This window comes from Paraburkholderia sp. LEh10, assembly GCF_017814945.1.
Classification (GTDB): domain Bacteria; phylum Pseudomonadota; class Gammaproteobacteria; order Burkholderiales; family Burkholderiaceae; genus Paraburkholderia.
In genome coordinates, this window is record NZ_JAGIPX010000004.1 from 118,167 (window position 1) to 138,956 (window position 20,790).

At 65.2% G+C, this 20,790-nt stretch carries 21 protein-coding genes; 10 read left to right on the forward strand and 11 right to left on the reverse strand.

Going from position 1 to position 20,790, the window contains the following annotated elements; genetic code table 11:
• Positions 1-158: 158 nt before the first annotated feature.
• The 7 genes from J8I87_RS04805 (at position 159) to J8I87_RS04835 (ending at position 11,273) form a co-directional block, all read left to right on the forward strand.
• Positions 159-1,382, forward strand: coding sequence for an MFS transporter (locus tag J8I87_RS04805; RefSeq protein ID WP_209930299.1), 1,224 nt, complete (start codon positions 159-161; stop codon positions 1,380-1,382).
• Between the two features lie 439 nt (positions 1,383-1,821).
• On the forward strand, positions 1,822-4,320 hold the full coding sequence (locus J8I87_RS04810) for an acyl-CoA dehydrogenase (protein ID WP_209930300.1): 2,499 nt from the start codon (positions 1,822-1,824) through the stop codon (positions 4,318-4,320).
• A 141-nt stretch (positions 4,321-4,461) separates the two neighbouring features.
• The gene (locus tag J8I87_RS04815) at positions 4,462-5,877 is read left to right on the forward strand and encodes a 3-oxoacyl-ACP reductase (protein WP_209930301.1); all 1,416 of its coding nucleotides are present in this window, start codon (positions 4,462-4,464) and stop codon (positions 5,875-5,877) included.
• Positions 5,878-5,882: 5 nt separating this feature from the next.
• The gene (locus J8I87_RS04820) at positions 5,883-6,800 is read left to right on the forward strand and encodes a MaoC/PaaZ C-terminal domain-containing protein (protein WP_209930302.1); all 918 of its coding nucleotides are present in this window, start codon (positions 5,883-5,885) and stop codon (positions 6,798-6,800) included.
• A gap of 257 nt (positions 6,801-7,057) precedes the next feature.
• Positions 7,058-8,368: an acetyl-CoA C-acetyltransferase gene (locus J8I87_RS04825; protein ID WP_209930303.1), complete on the forward strand. Its 1,311-nt coding sequence runs from the start codon at positions 7,058-7,060 to the stop codon at positions 8,366-8,368.
• A gap of 138 nt (positions 8,369-8,506) precedes the next feature.
• Complete coding sequence (locus J8I87_RS04830) at positions 8,507-10,264, forward strand: AMP-binding protein (protein ID WP_245253706.1); 1,758 nt, start codon at positions 8,507-8,509, stop codon at positions 10,262-10,264.
• Between the two features lie 85 nt (positions 10,265-10,349).
• Positions 10,350-11,273: a DUF1571 domain-containing protein gene (locus tag J8I87_RS04835; protein WP_209930304.1), complete on the forward strand. Its 924-nt coding sequence runs from the start codon at positions 10,350-10,352 to the stop codon at positions 11,271-11,273.
• On the opposite strand, the gene J8I87_RS04840 is transcribed toward J8I87_RS04835, so the two are convergent.
• The 6 genes from J8I87_RS04840 to J8I87_RS04865 form a co-directional block, all read right to left on the reverse strand.
• The gene (locus tag J8I87_RS04840; RefSeq protein WP_209930305.1) at positions 11,274-11,666 is read right to left on the reverse strand and encodes a hypothetical protein; all 393 of its coding nucleotides are present in this window, start codon (positions 11,664-11,666) and stop codon (positions 11,274-11,276) included.
• A gap of 66 nt (positions 11,667-11,732) precedes the next feature.
• Positions 11,733-13,313 carry an FAD-binding oxidoreductase gene (locus J8I87_RS04845; protein WP_209930306.1) on the reverse strand — a complete coding sequence of 527 codons (1,581 nt, stop codon included), beginning with the start codon at positions 13,311-13,313 and terminating at the stop codon, positions 11,733-11,735.
• 118 nt (positions 13,314-13,431) lie between these two features.
• A complete protein-coding gene (locus J8I87_RS04850; protein ID WP_245253698.1) occupies positions 13,432-13,938 on the reverse strand; it encodes a hypothetical protein in 507 nt (168 codons plus the stop codon).
• A gap of 237 nt (positions 13,939-14,175) precedes the next feature.
• Positions 14,176-14,973: an anti-sigma factor gene (locus J8I87_RS04855; protein WP_209930307.1), complete on the reverse strand. Its 798-nt coding sequence runs from the start codon at positions 14,971-14,973 to the stop codon at positions 14,176-14,178.
• A gap of 10 nt (positions 14,974-14,983) precedes the next feature.
• The gene (locus J8I87_RS04860; protein WP_209930308.1) at positions 14,984-15,505 is read right to left on the reverse strand and encodes a sigma-70 family RNA polymerase sigma factor; all 522 of its coding nucleotides are present in this window, start codon (positions 15,503-15,505) and stop codon (positions 14,984-14,986) included.
• Positions 15,506-15,535: 30 nt separating this feature from the next.
• Positions 15,536-15,682 carry a hypothetical protein gene (locus J8I87_RS04865; protein ID WP_209930309.1) on the reverse strand — a complete coding sequence of 49 codons (147 nt, stop codon included), beginning with the start codon at positions 15,680-15,682 and terminating at the stop codon, positions 15,536-15,538.
• A gap of 519 nt (positions 15,683-16,201) precedes the next feature.
• Here J8I87_RS04865 and hfq point away from each other — a divergent pair.
• On the forward strand, positions 16,202-16,654 hold the full coding sequence (gene hfq, locus J8I87_RS04870) for an RNA chaperone Hfq (protein WP_209930310.1): 453 nt from the start codon (positions 16,202-16,204) through the stop codon (positions 16,652-16,654).
• A 56-nt stretch (positions 16,655-16,710) separates the two neighbouring features.
• On the opposite strand, the gene J8I87_RS04875 is transcribed toward hfq, so the two are convergent.
• A complete protein-coding gene (locus tag J8I87_RS04875; RefSeq protein ID WP_209930311.1) occupies positions 16,711-16,938 on the reverse strand; it encodes a hypothetical protein in 228 nt (75 codons plus the stop codon).
• Between the two features lie 252 nt (positions 16,939-17,190).
• Here J8I87_RS04875 and J8I87_RS04880 point away from each other — a divergent pair, with 252 nt between their 5' ends.
• The gene (locus J8I87_RS04880) at positions 17,191-17,358 is read left to right on the forward strand and encodes a hypothetical protein (RefSeq protein ID WP_209930312.1); all 168 of its coding nucleotides are present in this window, start codon (positions 17,191-17,193) and stop codon (positions 17,356-17,358) included.
• Positions 17,359-17,602: 244 nt separating this feature from the next.
• Here the strand turns inward: J8I87_RS04880 and J8I87_RS04885 are convergent, their stop codons facing one another.
• The 3 genes from J8I87_RS04885 to J8I87_RS46230 form a co-directional block, all read right to left on the reverse strand.
• Positions 17,603-18,334, reverse strand: a complete 732-nt coding sequence (locus tag J8I87_RS04885) for a DUF2968 domain-containing protein (protein WP_209930313.1) — start codon at positions 18,332-18,334, stop codon at positions 17,603-17,605.
• A gap of 48 nt (positions 18,335-18,382) precedes the next feature.
• Positions 18,383-18,664 carry a hypothetical protein gene (locus J8I87_RS04890; RefSeq protein ID WP_209930314.1) on the reverse strand — a complete coding sequence of 94 codons (282 nt, stop codon included), beginning with the start codon at positions 18,662-18,664 and terminating at the stop codon, positions 18,383-18,385.
• A gap of 142 nt (positions 18,665-18,806) precedes the next feature.
• Positions 18,807-18,992, reverse strand: a complete 186-nt coding sequence (locus J8I87_RS46230; RefSeq protein ID WP_209930315.1) for a sigma 54-interacting transcriptional regulator — start codon at positions 18,990-18,992, stop codon at positions 18,807-18,809.
• 670 nt (positions 18,993-19,662) lie between these two features.
• Between J8I87_RS46230 and J8I87_RS04900 the strand changes: the two genes are divergently transcribed.
• Positions 19,663-20,148 carry a DUF2147 domain-containing protein gene (locus J8I87_RS04900; RefSeq protein WP_209930316.1) on the forward strand — a complete coding sequence of 162 codons (486 nt, stop codon included), beginning with the start codon at positions 19,663-19,665 and terminating at the stop codon, positions 20,146-20,148.
• A gap of 143 nt (positions 20,149-20,291) precedes the next feature.
• Here J8I87_RS04900 and J8I87_RS04905 read toward each other — a convergent pair whose 3' ends face one another.
• Complete coding sequence (locus J8I87_RS04905; protein ID WP_209930317.1) at positions 20,292-20,753, reverse strand: transposase; 462 nt, start codon at positions 20,751-20,753, stop codon at positions 20,292-20,294.
• Between the last annotated feature and the right edge of the window lie 37 nt (positions 20,754-20,790).

Consider the following 20,790-nt stretch of genomic DNA (forward strand, 5'->3'; position numbering starts at 1 on the left):
GGATAAGCCTGCGTTGTTCCATGCAGCCGCTTAATGTCCAGCGTACACTCGTTCGGAAGCCTTGATCCACGGGGCGCGGCATGCCGCGCAATCGCCTTTTGAACGCCCTCTAAAACGGCACTGGCCGGCACGAATATCGGAGACAGGAGAACAATCCAATGAGTTGGACTCGGGAACAGAGAAACGTCACGATTGCAGCCTATTTAGGCTGGACACTCGACGCATTCGATTTCTTTTTGATGGTCTTTATTCTGAAAGATATCGCGGCGGAATTTAATACCAAAATCCCGGAAGTCGCATTCGGCATTACGCTCACTCTCGCGATGCGCCCGCTCGGCGCACTCATCTTCGGGCGGCTCGCCGACAAATTCGGTCGCCGACCAACCTTGATGATCAACATTGCGTGCTACTCGCTGCTCGAACTGCTATCGGGCTTCTCGCCCAATCTCACGACGCTGCTGGTCTTGCGCGCCCTCTTCGGGATCGCGATGGGCGGCGAATGGGGCGTCGGCTCCGCGCTGACGATGGAGACCGTGCCCACGCACGCGCGCGGCTTCGTCTCCGGCCTGCTGCAAGCGGGCTATCCGAGCGGATATCTGCTCGCGTCGATCGTGTTCGGCGTGCTCTATCCATACATCGGCTGGCGCGGCATGTTCTTCGTCGGCGTGCTGCCCGCGCTGCTCGTGATGTACGTGCGCGCGCACGTGAAGGAGTCGCCCGCGTGGGTCGCAATGGAAAAGCAGCCGCGCCCGGGTCTGCTCGTCACGCTCAAGCGCAACTGGGTGTTGTCGATCTACGCGATCATCCTGATGACGGCCTTCAACTTCTTCTCGCACGGCACACAGGATCTGTATCCGACCTTCCTGCGCGAACAGCATCACTTCGATCCCCATACGGTCTCGCTGATCACGATCACGCTGAACATCGGCGCGATCGTCGGCGGCCTTGCATTCGGCGCGTTCTCGGAGCGGATCGGCCGTCGCCGCGCAATTTTCATCGCGGCGCTGATCGCACTGCCCGTGCTGCCGCTGTGGGCGTTCTCGAACACGGCCATTGCGCTCGCGGCGGGCGCGTTCCTGATGCAGATCTCCGTGCAAGGCGCGTGGGGCGTGATTCCCGTCCATCTGAACGAGATCTCGCCCGACGAAATCCGCGCGACGTTCCCCGGCCTCGTCTATCAGCTGGGCAACCTGCTCGCTTCCGTCAACGCGACGATGCAGGCGTCGTTCGCCGTCAGCCACAACAACAACTACGCGCTGGCGATGGCGCTCGTCGCGGGCACGGTCGCCGTCGTGATTGCCGTGCTGATCCTGTTCAGCCGTGAACGACGCGGCATAGACATGACGCAATCCGCCGAGCAGGTCGCGGCGACCGCGCACTGAGCGCACGCAACGCGCGCCCGAAGCACAGGCGCGCCGCCGCTCCCTCGCCATGCAGCAGCGACGAGGCCGCTCCGATTCATGTCGGAGCGGCCTTTTTTGTCGGCCGCTTTTAGCGGCGTCGACCGACACGCGTGTTCTTCGACTTGCGTTGCGAGAACTCATTGACGATGCTCGAGGTGTCAGCGCTCGGCAGCACGCCGGAGAGCGCGCCAATCGCGACAATCGCGACAATCGCGAAGATCCGCAACCGGTCGCGCGCCTCGCGTCGCCGATCGCGCTTGCATGCGTCACGGCATCAACCAGGCACGCGGGCTGCAACGAAAGACGGCGAACCCACGCGCCGCGTCACGGACAGCCGAAGCGCACCACTCGAAGAAAAAAGACGAGCCCGCACATCGGGGAACGTGCTCGCCGAACGAGACGAAAAGGAGAAGTCGCCATGTCGTGGTTCATCGTTGCGTTGATCGCCGCCGCTCTCGCGCTCGTCCACGTGCAGGCGCGCGCGTCGTGGTGGCTCGCGTTTCTCGCCGCATGGGTCGCGGCCGCGTATCTGTCGGGCGCAGCGGGCGCGGCGGCGACGCTCCTGCTGGCGCTCGCGCTCGTCATCCCCGCGCTCGTGCTGACGATCAGGCCGCTGCGCCGCGCGTGGCTGAGCCGTCGCGTGCTCGGCACTTTCCGCAAGATCCTGCCCGACATGTCGCAGACCGAGCGCGACGCGCTGGAAGCCGGCACGGTCTGGTGGGACGCGGCGCTCTTCTCGGGACGCCCTCACTGGGACACGCTGCTCGGCCATGGCCCGGCGCGACTGTCGTCCGAAGAGCAGGCGTTTCTCGACAACGAATGCGAGCAGCTTTGCGATCTCGCGAACGACTGGCAAACGACGGCCGTCTGGCAAGACCTGTCGCCGCAGGCCTGGCAGTTCATCAAGGACAAAGGCTTCCTCGGAATGATCATCCCGAAGCAGTACGGCGGCAAACAGTTCTCCGCCTACGCGCACTCGCAGGTCATCATGAAGCTGGCCACGCGCTGCTCGGCGGCCGCCGTCACCGTGATGGTGCCCAACTCGCTCGGCCCCGCCGAACTACTGCTGCAATACGGCACCGACGCGCAGAAGAACCACTATTTGCCGCGTCTTGCCCGCGGCGACGAAATCCCCTGCTTTGCGCTGACAAGCCCGTACGCGGGCTCCGACGCGGCGTCGATTCCCGACGTCGGCATCGTCTGCAAGAGCACGTTCGAAGGGCGCGAGACGCTCGGCTTCCGCGTGAGCTGGAGCAAGCGCTATATCACGCTCGGCCCCGTCGCGACCGTGCTCGGCCTCGCGTTTCGCGCGCTCGACCCCGACCATCTGCTTGGCAGCGAAGACGAGCCCGGCATCACCTGCGCGCTGATTCCGGCACGCCATCCGGGCGTCGACATCGGGCGGCGTCACTGGCCGTTGAATGCCGTGTTCCAGAACGGCCCGAACTCGGGCAACGACGTGTTCATCCCGCTCGACTGGGTGATCGGCGCACGCGCGCAGGTCGGCAACGGCTGGCGCATGCTGATGGAGTGCCTCGCGGCGGGCCGCGCTATTTCGTTGCCTTCGTCGAACGTGGGCATGTCGAAGTCGGCCGTGCGCAGCGTCGGCGCGTATGCGGCCGTGCGTCGCCAGTTCCGCACGGCGATCGGCAAGTTCGAAGGCGTGCAGGAAGCGCTCGGGCGCATGGGCGGCAACCTCTACGTGATGGACGCCGCGCGCCGCCTGTCGGCACAGGCCGTCGATCTCGGCGAAAAGCCGTCGGTGATCTCGGCGATCTCGAAGTACCACATCACCGAGCGCAACCGCGAGGTGATCGACGACGGCATGGACGTCGTCGCGGGCAAAGGCATCTGCCTGGGGCCGTCGAACTTTCTGGCGCGCGCGTATCAGCAGGTGCCCATTTCGATCACCGTCGAAGGCGCGAACATCCTCACGCGCTGCCTTATCATCTTCGGCCAGGGTGCGATCCGCTGTCATCCGTATCTGTTAAAGGAGATGGCCGCGACGCGCGAAGCCGACCACGTGAAGGCGCTGCGCGATTTCGATGAAGCGTTCTTCGCCCATCTGGGCTTCACGCTGTCGAACGGGGTGCGCAGCCTCGTCCACGCCGTGACGGGCGGCGCGATGATCGCCAGGCCGCAGCGCGCGCATACGCCCCTCGCTGGGTATTACCGCGCGGCGACGCGCCTCTCGACGGTGTTCGCGCTGCTCGCCGATGTGTCGATGTTCGTACTCGGCGGCGACCTGAAGCGGCGCGAGTGCATCTCGGGACGCCTCGGCGACGTGCTGTCGCAGCTCTACCTGATCTCCGCGACGCTCAAGCGCTTCGAAGACGAAGGCCGCCAGCCCGACGACCTGCCGCTCGTGCAATGGGGTGTCGAGGACGCGCTGCACCGCGCGCAGACGGCCCTCGACGGCGTGCTGCAGAACTATCCGAACCGCTTCGCCGCGGCGCTCGTGCGCGCGCTCGCGTTCCCGTTCGGCCTGCCGCATCGTGCGCCGTCCGATGCGCTCGGCAGCGCGATCGCCGCGCTGATGCAGACGCCGGGCGCGGCGCGCGAGCGGCTGCTCGCGGATTCGTACGTGCCACACGCCGACGTCGACGCGCTCGGCTACGGCGAGCTGGCGTTCGCGCTGACACCGCGCGTCGCGCAGATCGAGCAGCGGCTGCGCGACGCGATCAGGCATGGCCGCCTCGAGCCGCTTCCGCAAAGCCTCGCGGAGCTCGCCGAGTGGAACGAAGCGGCGCATCAGCGCGGCCTGATCGACGAAGACGAGCGCAAGCTGCTCGAAGACTACGCGCGCTTCGCGGCACAAGTCGTGAAGGTCGACGACTTCCCGGCGGATTTCGGTCTGCTCGCCGACCTGCAAAAGCGCAAGGAGGCGCTCGACAAGGCGATGGATCTGGCCGCATGACCCGTTGCATGACAGCAGCGGCGGCGGCCGCGGGCCGTGCCGAAACAGCGTGCCGGACCCGGTGGGACGGGACCCTGCTTGCGGCAAGTCACGCGCTCCGTGCACACTGACGCCATCCGTCGGGGCCAGGAGCCAATAACGATGAACGATTCCTACCTGAACTTCGTCAATTCGCCGCTGGGCGCGCGGGTCGCGCGCTCGCTCGGCTTGCCGAAGCCCGAGGTGCTGCGCCGCTACCGCGCCGATGCGCCCGAATTCGACGGCATCGTCGCGATCGGCGCGGGACGGTCGCCCCAGTTGCTGGACGCGTTCGCCGGGGTGGTCGCGCATCTCGGCATGACGAGCGTCGCGCATCCGGGCGCGGGCCTGTGGGTGCCCCTCGCCAACCGCCACGGCCTGATGACGGGCCGCTTCGAGCCCGCCGAGCCCAGCGCAGGCGCGCAGGCGCGCGTGCGGGCGCTCGTCTTCGACGCAAGCGGCATCGACGACAGCACGCAACTCGATTCGCTGTACACGTTCTTTCACGACACGCTGCGCTCCCTCGACAAGTGCGGCCGCATCGTCGTGCTCGGCCGTCCGCCCGAAGCGTGCGCGACGCCGCGCCAGTGGACGGCGCAACGCGCGCTCGAAGGGGTGACGCGCTCGCTCGGCAAGGAAGCGCGGCGCGGCATCGCGTCGAATCTTCTGTACGTCGCAGCGCACGCCGAAAGCGGCATCGAATCGACGTTGCGGTTTTTTCTATCGCCGCGCTCCGCGTATGTGTCGGGCCAGGTCGTGCGGATCGGCGCCGCGCCGCTGACGCTCGGCCCGGACTTCGACTGGACCCAGCCGCTCGCCGGGCAGCGCGCCGTCGTGACGGGCGCGGCGCGCGGCATCGGCGCGGCGATCGCCAACGTGCTCGCGGCGCAGGGCGCGCACGTGATCGGCATCGATACGCCCGCCGCCACGGATGCCCTCGACGCCGCCATGCGCCAGATCGCCGGCACGGCGCTCGCCTTCGATATCGCCGCGCCTGAAACGCCCGCGCAGATCGCATCGGCGCTCGACGAGCTCGGCGTCGACATCGTCGTGCACAACGCCGGGATCACGAAGGACAAGACCATCGCGAAGATGAACGCGCCCGCGTGGCGCAATGTGATCGACATCAACTTGTCCGCGCAGGAGCGCATCGACGACGCACTGCTCGAAGCGGGCACGTTGCGCGACGGCGGACGCATCGTCTGCGTGTCGTCGATCAGCGGGATCGCGGGCAATCTCGGGCAGACCAACTATGCGGCGTCGAAGGCGGGCGTAATCGGCCGCGTGCAGAGCATGGCGCCGTATCTCGCCGGCCGGCGCATCACGATCAACGCGGTCGCGCCCGGCTTCATCGAAACGCAGATGACCGCGAAGATGCCCCTCGCGCTGCGCGAAGCCGGCCGCCGGATGAACGCGATGAGCCAAGGCGGCCAGCCCGTCGACGTCGCGCAGGCCATCGCGTGGCTCGCGCACCCCGGCTCGGCGGGCGTGACGGGCCAGGTCGTGCGCGTGTGCGGGCAGAGCCTGATAGGAGCGTGAGCGTCATGGCCGTTTTCGACTCCAGCCCGATGTTTGGCGCGCCTCGCACGAAGACAGTCGTCGTGCCGGAATTGCCCGCGCCCGCGAAGCTGTACGCGCGCGCGCTGACGGGCGTCGCCAAGCACTTTCAGCGCAATCGTCCGACGGATCTGCCCGCGCTTCGCTTCGTGCGCCCGGCGGTGACGCTCGACTCCGTCGCCATCGAGCGCTACGCGCGCGTCTGCGGCTTTTTCCCCGAGCAGGGCATTCCGTTCACGTATCCGCATCTGCTCGCGTTTCCGCTGCATCTGCTGCTTCTGACCGACCCGGCGTTTCCGTGGCCCGCGCTCGGCATCGTCCATCTGGCGAACAGCGTGCACATGCGCCGGCCGCTCTCGTTCGACGACACGCTGCGCGTCGAGGTCGAATTCGGCGCGCGGCTGCGCCACGACAAAGGCCAGGCGTTCGTGATGCAGACGCGCGTCTACCGGCGCGGCGAGGCCGTGTGGGACGGCGACAGCATCTATCTGAAGCGCGGCGTCGCGGCGAGCGGCGATCCCCTTAGCCCGCTGCAGACGGCAAGCGGCACGCTCGCGCGCGCGTCGCGCTGGCAGTTGCCGTCGCAGCTGGGCCGCGACTACGCGAAGGCATCGGGCGACTACAACCCGATCCATCTGACGATGCTCTCCGCGAAAGCGTTCGGTTTTCCACGCGCAATCGCGCACGGCATGTGGACGCTCGCGCGCGCGTGCGCGGCGCTGCAACCGCCGAAGCGGCTCGCCGATGCGACGCTCGCGGGCGAGTTCAAGGCGCCGCTGCTGCTGCCGGGCGACGCGTCGTTGTGGACGTCCGCGCCCTCGCCCACTTCGCGCGAATTCGAAGTGCGTGACCCCGAGGGCGGCAAGCCGCATCTGCGCGGCCGGTTTCAGTGGAACCTGCAATGACGCGGGCGGTACCCGTCGTAGCGCTCATGACGCAGGTAACGCGACTGGCGCACGTAACGGACGTAACGGACGTGATGCACGTAATGCACGTAATGCACGTAATGCACGATAACGCGCAAGCGTCGCCTGGCTGCGCGGAATGCGTCTGACGATGGAATCAACGCCCAGCCCGATTCGTTTTCACTGTCTCGTGCCGGGCGAATCATGCTGCTTCATTTCAACCGCCCGACAGGCGGACACGACCAGGGAGCCACCTGATGCCTCACCCGTCACAACCGCCTTTCGCCGCGCGCCGTGTCGCGATACTGGGCGGCAACCGCATCCCGTTCGCGCGCTCGAACACCGCGTATGCGACGGCATCGAACCAGGACATGCTGACTTTCACGCTGCAGGGTCTGATCGACCGCTACAACCTGCATGGCGAGCGTCTCGGCGAAGTCGCGGCGGGCGCCGTCATCAAGCATTCACGCGACTTCAACCTGACGCGCGAAGCCCTGCTGTCGACCACGCTCGCGAAGCAAACGCCCGCCTACGACGTGCAGCAGGCCTGCGGCACCGGCGTCGAAGCGGCCATCCTCGTGGCGAACAAGATCGCGCTCGGGCAGATCGACGCGGGCATCGCGGGCGGGGTCGATACGACCTCGGATGCGCCCATCGGCGTCAACGAAAAGATGCGCAAGATCCTGCTCGAAGCGAACCGGGGCAAGTCGGCGGGACAACGCGTCGGCGCGCTGACGAAGCTGCGCCCCGGCATGTTCTTCAAGCCGCTCCTGCCGCGCAACAGCGAGCCGCGCACGGGGCTGTCGATGGGGGAGCACTGCGAGCTGATGGCCAAGCGCTGGAACATCTCGCGCGAGTCCCAGGACGTGCTCGCGTACGACAGCCATCGCAAGCTGACGGACGCGTACGCGCGCGGCTTTTTCAACGACCTGATGACGCCGTGTCGAGGCCTGTCGCGCGACAACAATCTGCGCAGCGATCTGACGCTGGAAAAACTCGCGTCGCTGAAACCCGTGTTCGACCGCGACGCGGGCACAATGACTGCTGGCAATTCGACTCCGCTGACGGATGGCGCGTCGGCCGTGTTGCTCGCGAGCGAGGAATGGGCGGCCGCGCGCAATCTGCCCGTGCTCGCCTGGCTGACGTGGTCCGAGACGGCTGCCGTCGATTTCTTCGACAAAAAAGAGGGCTTGCTGATGGCGCCTGCGTACGCCGTGCCGCGCATGCTCAAACGCGCGGGCCTGACGTTGCAGGACTTCGACTTCTACGAGATCCATGAGGCGTTCGCGGCACAGGTGCTGTGCACGCTCGCGGCATGGCAGGACGATGAGTACTGCCGCACGCAACTGGGACTCGAAGGCGCGCTCGGCACGATCGATCACGCGAAAATAAACGTGAACGGCGGATCGCTTGCGACGGGCCATCCGTTCGCGGCAACGGGGGGCCGCATCGTCGCGGGACTCGCGAAGCTGCTCGCGCAGCTCGACAAGCCGGCGGGCACCGCGCGCGGGCTGATTTCGATCTGCGCGGCGGGCGGCCAGGGTGTGGTCGCGATTCTGGAACGTTGAATCGCGCCCCCAGCCGCCTTGCAACCCGAACGATTCACGCACACGACACACATAACGACAATGCTGGGAGACCAAGGAGACGCCATGCCGACCGAGCCAACCACCTCGCACAGCACGCAGACGCAAACACAGACGCAGATGCCGACACGAGCGCAAACACAGGCGCAAACGCCCGCCGCGCAGCGCGCGCCGAACACGGACGGCATCTGGTACGCGTCGTACGCGCCCGGCGTGCCGCATGAGATCGACGCATCGCAATACACATCCATCGTCGAGTTCTTCGACGAATGCACAACGCGCTTTCGCGACCGCGTCGCCTATGTGAGCGTCGGCGAAAGCCTCACGTATGGCGCGCTGGCGCGCAAGGCGACGGCGTTCGCCGCGTATCTGCAGAGCATCGGCGTGAAGCCCGGCGAGCGCGTCGCGATCATGCTGCCCAACACGTTCCAGTACCCCGTCGCCCTTTTCGGCGTGCTGAAGGCGGGCGCGATCGTCGTCAACGTGAATCCGCTCTACACCGTACGCGAGCTGTCGCATCAGTTGAAGGACAGCGGCGCGCAGACCATCGTCGTGTTCGAGAACTTCGCGAAGACCGTCGAAGACTCGCTGCCGGGCACGCGCGTGCAGAACGTGATCGTGACGGGTCTCGGCGACCTGCTCAAGGACGGCCTGAACCTGAAAGGCAAGCTTATCAACGGCATGCTCAGGTACGTGAAGAAGCTCGTGCCCGCGTACAACCTGCCGCAAGCCGTGCCGCTGCTCCATGCGCTCGCGACGGGCTACCAGCGCACGCTCGCGCCCGTGCAGATCGCAAGCACCGATCTCGCGTTCCTGCAATACACGGGCGGCACGACGGGCGTCGCGAAAGGCGCGATGCTCACCCACCGGAACATCGTCGCCAACCTGTTGCAGGCGAAAGTCTGGGCCGAGAGCCAGCTCACCGACGAGATCGAAACGGTGCTCACGCCGCTGCCGCTCTATCACATCTACTCGCTGACCGTGAACGCGATGATCTTCATGGGGCTCGGCGGACGCAACATCCTGATCGCGAATCCGCGCGACACGAAGCGCGTGATGAAGATCCTGCGCCACGAGACGTTCACGGGCATCACGGCCGTCAATACGCTGTACAACGCATTCCTCGACAACGAGGAATTCCGCAGCCGCGACTTCTCGAAGCTCAAGCTCGCGATGGCGGGCGGCATGGCGATGCAGAAAGCCGTTGCCGACCGTTTTCGCGAGGTGACGGGCAAGCCGATCATCGAGGGCTATGGGCTTACGGAATGCTCGCCGATCGTGTCGATGAACCCGGTGGACCTGAAGCAGATGCGCGAATTCGACGGCACGGTCGGCCTGCCCGCGCCGTCGACGCAAGTGCGCTTTCGCAAGGACGACGGCAGCTGGGCGAACATCGGCGAGGCGGGCGAGCTGTGCGTGAAGGGTCCGCAGGTGATGAAAGGCTACTGGAACCGGCCCGACGAAACGGCGAAGGTGCTCGACGAAGAAGGCTGGCTCGCGACGGGCGATATCGGCGTGATGGATTCGCGCGGCTATATCCGTCTGATCGACCGCAAGAAGGACATGATTCTCGTGTCCGGCTTCAACGTCTATCCGAACGAGATCGAAGATGTGATCGCGATGCACCCCGACGTGCGCGAAGTGGCCGCGATCGGCATTCCCGATGCCGCGCAGGGCGAGCGGGTGAAAGTCTTCGTCGTGCGGCGCAATCCTTCGCTGACGGAGGAACAGGTGATCGTGCATTGCCGCAAGAATCTGACGGGCTACAAGGTGCCGAAGGTCGTCGAGTTCCGCGACGAGCTTCCGCAAACGAATGTCGGCAAGATCCTGCGGCGCGAGCTGCGCGATCAGGAGCTGGCGAAGCATCAATCATCGTGACGGCTTTGCGCGTGCCATTGCGCGTCTGAATGCGCTGTTCAGGGCTGGCAGGCGACGAAGCCGTCCGCGCTTTCTGGAGCGATTCATGCATCAGCCGATGACTGGAAAAAAACGCTCGCGCTGGGCCTGGCTTCTCGCCGCTCAGTGCGCCTGCGCGCTGATCGCGGGCTCGGCGGACGCGGCCGTCGCGCAGAACGATGCCGTCGCGAACGCCATCCTGGACGCGCAAGCCGCCGCGTCGAAAGTCGCCAGGCTGCCGCTCGAACAGCAGGTCAAATGGCTGCGCAACGCCGCGCAAAGCGGCGCGCTCGAACAGATGGGCGACGCGCAGCTCGTCGCGCTGTTCGAAGCGTTCGATCCGCTGACGGTGCCACGCTATGTCGCGGAAGGCCCGAACGGCTACCCGTCGTACGAGTTCACGATGCTGCGCCAGGAGCGCATTCGCGGCGTGTGGCCGCGCCGGCCCGACCATATGCTGGTGCGGCGCACGCGCGAGCCGCTGCGCATCTACGGCAAATGGCTGCCCGATGGTCCGCACTCGGGCCAGGAAATCATCTACGACGAGTCCAGGCGCAGCGACGAAATGTATGGCCACCTCGGCGGCCTTTTCAACATCATGCCCTTATGGACATCGATTAACGGGACGCTCGCGCGCACGCAGTCGAATCATCGCGTGAGCGATCTCGGCACCGAGTTCATCGCGCGGCAGTTTCTCGACGAAGGCCGCAAGTCCGCCGACGCGGGTATCACGCATCCCGCGCAGATCGAGGTGAAGACGCTGGACGGCGTGCGCGTCATCGCGTTCACGTATGAGACGCCGACGGGCCAGCCCGAGTTCTATGCGAAGAAGGAAGTGCTCGGGCTGGACCTGCGGCATCCTTATTTCAGAACCGTCGAATCGTACGACAACGACGGGCAGATTTTCGAGCGCATCGTCTTTTTGACCATCACGCCGAAGACATTCGACGACATGGCGTTCGATCCGAGGAACCCGGCGTACAAATTCTGATCAGGTCGCCAGCACGAACGCGAGCGCCGCGCCGTGCGGCACGCTGCGCGCGGGCATCGCCGGCGCGCCCGGTTGCAGCGCGAGACGCGCGAGCACGAAGAAATCGGCGGCGCGCGTGACGCCCAGCAAGGTCAGCCGTCCGCCTGTTTGCGCCGCGCGCGGCGCGAGCGTGTCGTACCAGAGCGTCGCGATGTCCGCGTGCGGCGCGCTGTTCACGTCGAAGGTCGGCAAACGCATGCGCGCCGCGTGCAGCGACAGCGCCGCCGATTCGGGCAGCGTCGCATCGATCAGCGCGAGATCCGCGAGCGTGCCGTCAGGATGAAGCCACGGCGCGCCCCAGGCCGCCATCGCCGACAGCCATGCGCCCGATGCGATAAAGGTGCGCCGCTTCATGCCGCCGTGTCCTCTCGTTGCCTTTGCCGCGGGCCGTCGTGCGCCGTCATGCACGGTCGCGCGCCGTTATGTATAACCCCGCCGGTTGCGCAAAGCCTTCGGCCAGATTCCCTGCTTGCCCGGCGACAGGATGCCCGCCGGGTCGAGCGCGTCCTTGATCGTCTCCGACAGCCGCAGCAGCGCGCCGTCGTTGAAGTTGTAGCGTGCCGCCGCGAAATCCATGTAGACGAGATGCGAACGGTATTCGCCGTATCCCGCGCCGTGCGCGTCGCTCATCCATGCGCGCAGCAGGTCCGCCGCCTGCTCGCTTTGCCGAGCATCGTTGCCGTCGAAGATCGCTGCGGCGATGTGATGCAGATGCCGCTCGCCCGACGTGAAGCCGCCGTAGTAGTCGAAGCCGTATTCGTTCGCGCGCGCTTTCGCCATCGAGTATTGACGCATCGCGTCGCGGCCCGTCGCGGGGCACACGGGCGAGAAGTCGACGTGCGCGCCGCGCCCGCCGCGCCAGTCGAGCATCCGGAAAGCCGTCATCGCGGGAATGCCGGCGAGGTTGCGATCGCCGCCCGCTTCCGGCTCGGCGTTGCCGTCGTAGGTCTTCGACAGCATGCGGGCACCCGCGATGCGGCCGAACGCGCGCCGCACGATCGCCTCTTTCGCGTCGATCACCTCGCGCTCGCCATAAAGCGCGTAATGCAGATTCCAGCGGCCGACCTTCAGCTTGTCGATCATCGCCGCAATCGCGCTTTCGGGCATCACGCCGCGGCCCTGATACCACTGCGAGCGCGGCCCGAGTCCCGCCGCCCGGCGCAGCCCGCCTTCGATCACGGCCTGGTTGCCGATCGTGCCATCGAGGCGCAACGGCCTCAAAGTCTCGACGATCGCCTCCAGGTCGTCGTCGCGCTGAAACTGGATTTCGCCCAGCAGATACGCGCTCGGCGCGGGCATCAGCCACACGCCCATCTTCGTGACGATGCCGTAGTTCGACTGCATGAACATCGGATCGAACGACGGCCCGTAACCATGCTTGAACGCCTGCCAGCATGTGCCGATCTCGATGCCGCCCATCCCCGTACGCACGACGTCGCCATTCGCGAGCACCACTTCCATCCCGCATTGCGTAGCCGCGTGATCGCCATAGGCGGTGGTGCCGAAGCCGCGTTCGAGCGTGTTGCCGACGATGCTGCCCCAGCCCGCCGCGGGTGGATCGACCCACAGTCCGATGCCGTGCTCGCGCAAATAGTGATGCAGATCGAAGTAGCTGACGCCGGGCTCGACGAGCGCGTACGCGAGCCGCTCGTCGACGGCGAGAATGCGGTTCATCCGCTGCAGGTCGAGCACCACCGATCCGGGCAGGCGCGGCGCGGCGCCGCCGTATGCGAAGTTGCGTCCCGTGGAGACTGTCCATAGCGGGATGCCGTACTCGTTCGCGACGCGCAGGATTGCGCGGATCTCATCGACGTTCGCGGGCAACAGCGCCGCCGACGGCACGAACGACGCCGCCAGCGGCCCCGGCGCAAACGGATCGGCATAAGGCGCGAGGCTCGCCGCCGACGCGGCGACCTGGGTCGCGCCGACGATCGCTTCGAATGCGGCGAGCGCGCGATCGAATGTCGCGGCTGAAACGTCCGGCGGCAGAATGCGTGTCAAGGCGCTCCCCTATGGCGTCCATGATGCTGCGTTGCTTCGTGCATTGCTTCGTGCCGTTCTTTCGGCAGCATTCGGCAAGCCGCGGCCAGGGACAACGGGACACGCATCGCGCGTATCTTCAACGTCCGCGCCCGCCTCCCATGCCGCCGTGCATACCGCCGTGCATGCCCCCGCTGCTCCACGCGCTCCCACCGCCCCAGCCGTGCATGCCGCCCGAACCATGGAAAACTCCGTGTCCGTGCATGCCGCCGCCCGGCCGTCCCCAATGCACATGGTTCATGTGATGGAAATGGTGAAAGTGGTCGACGAACACGAACGACCCGCCAATACCGATCGCGACAGGCGGCCCCCAGTACGACGGGTCGTAGTAATAGGAAGGATAGGCTGGAACGGGATAGATCGTGGCCGTGGCCATACCGTCGCCCTGCTGGATCTGCCACGTCCCGTCAGGCTGCCGGCACGCGATGCCGCTGATCTGCTGCATCGTGCCGTCGATTTCCGCCTGCCCTACCACGGGCTGGCACACGTTATCGCTGAACTGCTCCTGCGCGACGGGCTGTGACGCGGGTACCGCGCAACCGGCGCACGCAACCAGCGCGACGCCGATACCAAGAAAAGTATGCATGATTCGTCCTGCTCGACGATGCGGAGTCGCGGCACGACACGCGTGCCGACGCCGTGAAGACGCCATCGATTCGCCTTGCAGGCGGGCGCTCCCGTCCAACGCCGCCACGCGCCGACGCAAGCCAGTGAAACGCGCGCCTGCCAAACGTAAACGAAGCTTTGCGCAACGCTATTCCTCGCGCGCGGGCCGCGGCGCGGCGCCTGTGTTACGCGATGTTTCGGCACACGCGATGAAGCGCTACTGCTGCCACGCCTCCGGACGTCCGCCGAGTTCGCCGCACACTTCGATGGCGATCGAGCGCAGCTTGGATTCCTCGATCGGTCCCGAGAGCGCGTAGCCCATGCGGTCGCTGATCCAGTAGAACGTGCGGCGATTGCCGTCACGGAAAAGGCGGAACACGGTCTCGTCCTTCGGGATGCCCGTCACATACAGCGTGAGCCGCGCACCGCTCGGGTTCTCATACATGAATTGCGCGGCAGGTCCCGCCTCGCCCGGCAACAGCCGCCCGCCGACCAGCGTATAGCCGTACTCCTGCAGCGACGGCACGGACAGATGCCGGTTGAGCCGCTTCGACAGCCAGTTGATCAGATGCTCTTCCTCGGCTGCCGCGACTTCGACGGGATGCCGGCGTTCCGGCGTATAGACCGCGTAGGCGATGTCCGCGCGACGCGCGAACGACATCACATCGCCGTTGCCGTCGCCCGTCAGGCGCGGCACGAGTGGCCCGAGCACGACCGCGAGCCCGGCGCCCACCAGCAGCCAGCACGCCGCCACGCCTACACGCCGCCACCACGGCACGCGCGCGCGCAATACGATGAACGGCGGCTCCTCGCGCTCGGGCGCGCCGCACAGCGCCTGCAGTGCGGCCTTCTGCGCGCGCCACGACGCGACTTGCGCGGCCGCCTGCGGGTCGCGCGCGAGTCGCTCGCGCACCGCTGCGCGCTCGCTTTCGGGCAGTTCGTTGTCGACGAACGCCGACAGCGCGCGCAGATCCGGCGCGTTCGCGGAATCGGTGTGGTTTTCGTCGTTGTTCATGGCGCGCTTTTCACCTGGTTTTCACCACTTTCAGCGAAGGCGACGACTTGTGTAGAGGTCCTTCCGTCAACAGCGCCCGCATATGCTCGCGGGCGCGGGACAGTCGTGACATTACCGTGCCGATGGGCACCCCGAGCGCCGTCGACGCCTCCTGATAGCTCAATTCCTCCACACACACGAGCAGCATCACTTCGCGCTGCTCGACGGGCAGACAATAAAGCGCGCGCTGCACATCGCGCAATACCAGCCCGTCGACTTCGCCGTGCGGCGCTTCGAGATTGCGCCACGGGGCGCTCTCGTCGTCCACCGTGATCTCGCGGCGCACGCGCAACTGGTCGATGTACAGATGCCGCAGGATCGTCAACAGCCACGCGCGCAGATTGCTGTCGGGTCTAAAGCCCTTCCAGCGCGCGAGCGCGCGCTCGGCCGTATCCTGAACCAGATCGTCCGCCCATGCTGGGTCCCCCGTCAGTGCGCGCGCATAGCGCCGCAACTGAGGGAGCCACGAAATCACTTCCGCTTCGAAGTTCACCCGGCGCTAGCCGTCATCCGAGCGCGCGCATCAATAGCCGCCGCTGTTGCCGCTGGTGTTGCCGCTGCTCGCGCCCGACGAATTGTCGGCGGTGGACTGACACGCGGTCAGCGACACAGATGCGACTCCGAGCGCGACGATCATGAAAACGGCCGATACCAGTCTGGATACTTTCATGTAGAACCCTCCTGCACAGCCTGACGCGAAAAAACGCGCGGCCTGCGTTGAACCGGCGAAGCGCGGATCGCTGGCGGCAAAGCCGCGACGCCGATGACCCATTGAGAACTCACGACAGGAAAACCTTCTGCAAAACAGATGCGACGCCAATACGCGCAGCGCACCACTTCGCGTTGCACTTTCGCATCTCTGTGGCCTTGCATGTGGCACCTGACCAATAAACGCTCACATCACGCGATTTATTCCCCGGCATCGGTCATTTCTTGCCCGATTGCTCGCCGCGCGAGCCGCTCGCGGACCACGCCCGTTGCGTGAACCGGCCCCGAACGTGGGCTGCCCCGCATAGCGGCGCAGGATTTCGTAACTCAACGTTACACTTGGATTTTTAAGGATGCTTCCGCGCTCACAAGTGGTTATAGTGGGCGTCAGCAGTTCGACGTTTGGATGCCCGTCGTGTCCGCGTGCAGCGACAACGGGTAAAATCGCGTTGAACAACCGTTTCTCTTTACACAATTGTCCATGCCTTCCGCAGAATCGCATCCACAAAACGACTTTATGAACGCCGCGCGCAAAGAACGTAAGCGCGTCGAAATCTATCTCGTCAACGGTATCCGTTTGACGGGCTGCATTGAGTCGTTCGATCAGTATCTGGTGATGCTGCGCACGCCCGTTGGGCTGCAAGGCATTTACAAGCGCGCCATCTCGACCATCCAGCTTGACACGGGCACGCGTCCCGCGCCGCGCGCAGGCCGGCCGTCACATGGCGATCACGCGGCGCGTGGTCCGCACGGCTCGCGTGAGCATCGCGAGCCGCGCGAACAACGTGAGCCGCGCGAGTCATATGGCTCGCCGCAGGCGCCGTCTGAGCGGTCGGGATCGGACGGCCCCGTTGTCGTCACGCGCCGCAGACGGCTGTATGGCACCGGCACCGGCAACGACCAGGGCAACAACGGCGGCGGCAACACCCAATAAGCCATCCAGGCGATCGGCGCGCTATCGACAGCGCGCCGCTTCTCCAGGCGGCAAGGCTAGCCAGGGCGGCTCGCCAACTGCTTCAGTATCCTCTCGATCCGCACGCCCTGCTGCTCCGTCAACTCATACCCGCATTTCACTTCCAGCACTCTGCGCTGCCAGTAGCGCGCGTTCAGCATCGACAGCACCGGCTGACGCGTCGCCCATTCCAGATGCTCCAGTTCCGACTCGACAACATGTGACGCGTTAAAGCGCTGTCCGCCGCCATATCCGTTCAGTTGCATGGTAGCCCTCGTTAGCCAGCCTGCACCCGGCGCATTGCGCGCCGGTTCTTTGATACGGGAATAACGAACCATCCGGCAATAAATTCCATCCATGCTTGCATGGAACCTACAACATGCTTTCCAGATCTTCAAGGTAAACACGCGGCGGCACGGAGTCTGCATGTCTTATGCCGTTTGGCCAGGCAGTCGCGTGCATGCGATTGCGCTATGCTGGTTTCCCGATACCGTTGAATCTCGATCACGGAGCACACCATGTCCACATCGAAAGCGAAAACCCCGAAGGCCCAAGAGCACCAATCCGCCGACGAACGTCTCGACGAGGCGCTCGACGAAACGTTTCCCGCCAGCGACCCGATTGCGGTCGATCCCGAAGCCGACGACGATGCCGGCAAACCAGGCAAGGAGAAAAAGACGCGTTGAGGGGATCAGACGCGCGGCGACGTCGGCGAACGGAGCGCCCGGCAACTGGCGTTGCGACGGCATCGGCGCGACGCTCGTCGCGGCCGACCCTGAAGCGAACGAAGATGGAAGATGAAAAGCGGCACGCCGTCTGGCGCACGACGCGCGGCCCTCGCGCGGCACTTTTGCAGCGGCAGCGCTGACGGCAGAGCGACGCGCCGCGAAGCCGCAGGGCCGGCCCCGGGCCCTGACGGCTCCATGGAAGTCAGCGCACGGGCAAACCGCTTTCGAGCTGACGCTGGAGATCACGCACCTGGCGCTGGGTCACGCGCAACTGCTCCTGCGCCTGCGCTTTTTGCTGCGCGAGCGCTGCCGCTTCCGCGCGCGTCTGCTGCTGCATGCTATTGACGATCGTCTGCTGCTCGTGCGCGATGTTCAGGTCGGCCTGCAGACGGTTCGCACGTTCCTGCGACAGCGCGACGAGGCGATCCGTATAAGCCTTCTGCGCTTCCAGCTTCGCACGGCGAAGCTCGACGTCGGACAGCTGCACCGTCTGCCGCGCGAAGTCGCGGTAGATCTGCTCGGACCGCGCTTCGTCCTGCGTCTTGATCACGCGCCAGAAGTTCTTTTGCTGGAACAGCGCGACGTAGTACGTCATCTCCTTGCCGTAGAACATCAGACTCGCGCCGTAGCTGCCGTTGTACGTGGTGCGCAATTCCGTGATGTCGTTGCCGCGCATCATCTGTTGCAGTTCCGCGACATTGCCCGCCGCCGACTGCTTCGCTTCGTCGGGCGTCAGCGCAATCGTTTGACTCGCGGGCGTCACGCTGGCTGTAGCAGGCGTCGCTTGCGCGATGATCGTGCCCACTGCATCGGCACTGTCATTCAAACTCTGGGCGGGACCCTGTGCAGAACTCTGCGCGTAGACCCCTTGAATGCCCCCGAAAACAATCAATGCCGACAGCGCGATGCTTCGGCTTTTCGACTTCTGGTCCATGTAATTTCTGCTCGTGTCGTGTTGTAGTTTTGCAAAACCGTCTAATTATTACTCAGTTTCGCGCGTTTCGGGTTCCTCGTCGAAAATTTGGTATTTGCGCATCTTTTGACACAACGCCTTGCCGCTCGTCTTGCAGTATTGCGCCGCGCCGGGGCGGCGCAAAGTGTTCGCATAGAGAGCCACGATGACGCGACCTACCCTCGGCCACGTCCCGCCTGATGATATTGGCGAGCGCATCGCCGCGCTCGCGGCGGGCACGGGCTGCGTGCTTCGCGCGGCGGCGGGGAGCCGATGCAGCCGCGCCGCATCCCACGCGCCGATCTGCGCCACGGTCACACCGATCCGCCCGGCGATTACGCAGTTGACGCACGTTGCCGGGGAAGTGTATCGGCGGCGGCAAGCCATACGGAATATTCGACGGTGCCGCAAGCCGCCACACGGGCGACGGACGCAATGGATGACTGGAACAGCGCTATCTTGTCGAGCTTTCGGTTTGACCGCGGCCAGCCGGTAGCATCGGCACCGCGCGGGACGTCCCGTCCCTTACGGGCTGCTGCAGGCTCTCGTTGGTTGCCGACGCCGAACCAAAGTCGAGCTTCACGGACATTGCCGAGCCGATGCGTGTCACCGCATTGTCTTCGAGCATGCGCAACAACATCACTATCTCGCGACACACGGCGCGCTTCCCAACGCACCGAAGGTATGACCGCGAAGATCGACGCGTCACACTATCGAGTGCAGTCCGAAGGACAATCCGGGCCTGCCCTCTATCGTCGAGCGCACGGTGATCGACAACAAAGCAGGAGTTCGTTGTACTATCCGTTCATGCTGAACAGCACGCGCAGCCTGACGGCGATCAAAGCCTATGCTTCGCACAACGAAGTCACCTTCAACAGGTGGATCACGTACGTCGAGATCGGCTTGGGCTCACAGGCGCGCGTGCTGCAATTGCCGGCCGACTGCGCGAATGCGAAGAGGCGCCCGGTGCGCAGAGCGAGCATCAATGCGGCAAAGGTGCCTTCGACATACTCGGCGCGGGCAAGGGCGGCGACTCGAACATACCGGGCGCCACGGCCGTCAACGCCGATCCCAACAGCGAACGCGGCGAAAGCACCGAAAGCGTAACAGTTGAACTTGACGCTTGAATCAACGGATGAGCGCGCTTTCGTTTAGAGGCTTCATTATCAGACGACTCAGACACTTTTCACGTATCCTGCCGTCTCCAACGCAGCATGACGAACCAACACAAAGGCATGGCGCCGCCTCATCGGCATGCACACGGGCGCCGCGCGACCCGCTCGCGGCGATTTTCACCAAGGAGGAAGACAATGACATCTCTGGTTCAGCGCGCGCGTAGCGCGTTCGGCTTTACCTTGAAACAGGCGGCGATCGCGGGTGTGCTGCTCGCAGGCGCGGTCACCGCCTACGCGCAAGCGAACAGCCCCGTCGGCACATGGCAAACCATCGACGATCACACGGGCCAGCCCAAGGCGCTCGTGCAGATCGCGCAAGACGCGAACGGCACGCTGAGCGGCAAGGTTATCAAGGGCCTCAATCCGAATGATCAGCCGGACCGCCGCTGCACCGCCTGCACGGACGCGCGCAAGGATCAGCCGCTTCTCGGCATGACGATCATCACCGATATGAAAAAAGACGGCGACAATTGGGACGGCGGACAGATTCTCGACCCGGAGAACGGCAAGGTTTACAAGTGCAAAATGCACGTCGAGGACGGCGGCCAGAAGCTGCTGGTACGCGGCTATATCGGCGTATCGCTGCTGGGGCGCTCGCAAACGTGGATTCGGCAGAACTGATAGCGGACCGCGCCCGTCCGTGTTGAACGGCGCGGGTTGAAAGCAGCGGTGATTGAGAAAGCGTGAACGAAAAAAGCCGGCCAGGCGATCAGTGTTGCCTGGCCGGCTCGTATTCGGTGAGTGTGCTCAATTGGTTCGACCCGTCATGCCGCATTCTTGAACGGACTGGTGTAATCGAAGGCGAGCGGAGTCGCGGGTACGCCCGATGGCGGCGTGAAAAACGGAGCGATAGGCACGCCTGACGGAACCGTGAGGGCGTCGTTCGCGGCCGGTTCGGCGGCATTGGGCGCGTGGGTGCGCATGCGCGATTCCATCGTGCTGCACAGTTGCCCGCCCGCCTCGCCGAACAGTTGATCCATCACGCGCTTCAGCACGCCAGCCTTGTGCCACGCCTTGAAGCGGCGGTGACAGGTTTGATACGACGGGTACTTGCGCGGCATTGCGGACCAGGTGGCGCCGCTATAAATCACCCAGAGCACGCCGTTGAGCACGGAGCGCGTGTTGGCAAGCGGACGTCCGCGCAGTTCGGAACGCGGGCGCAGTTCCGGCAGCAGCGGCGCGACCCGCTGCCATTCTTCATCGGTGATATCTCGGTATGGGATCATGTCTTCTCCTTCGTCAAGACTTACTCGACGATATAGA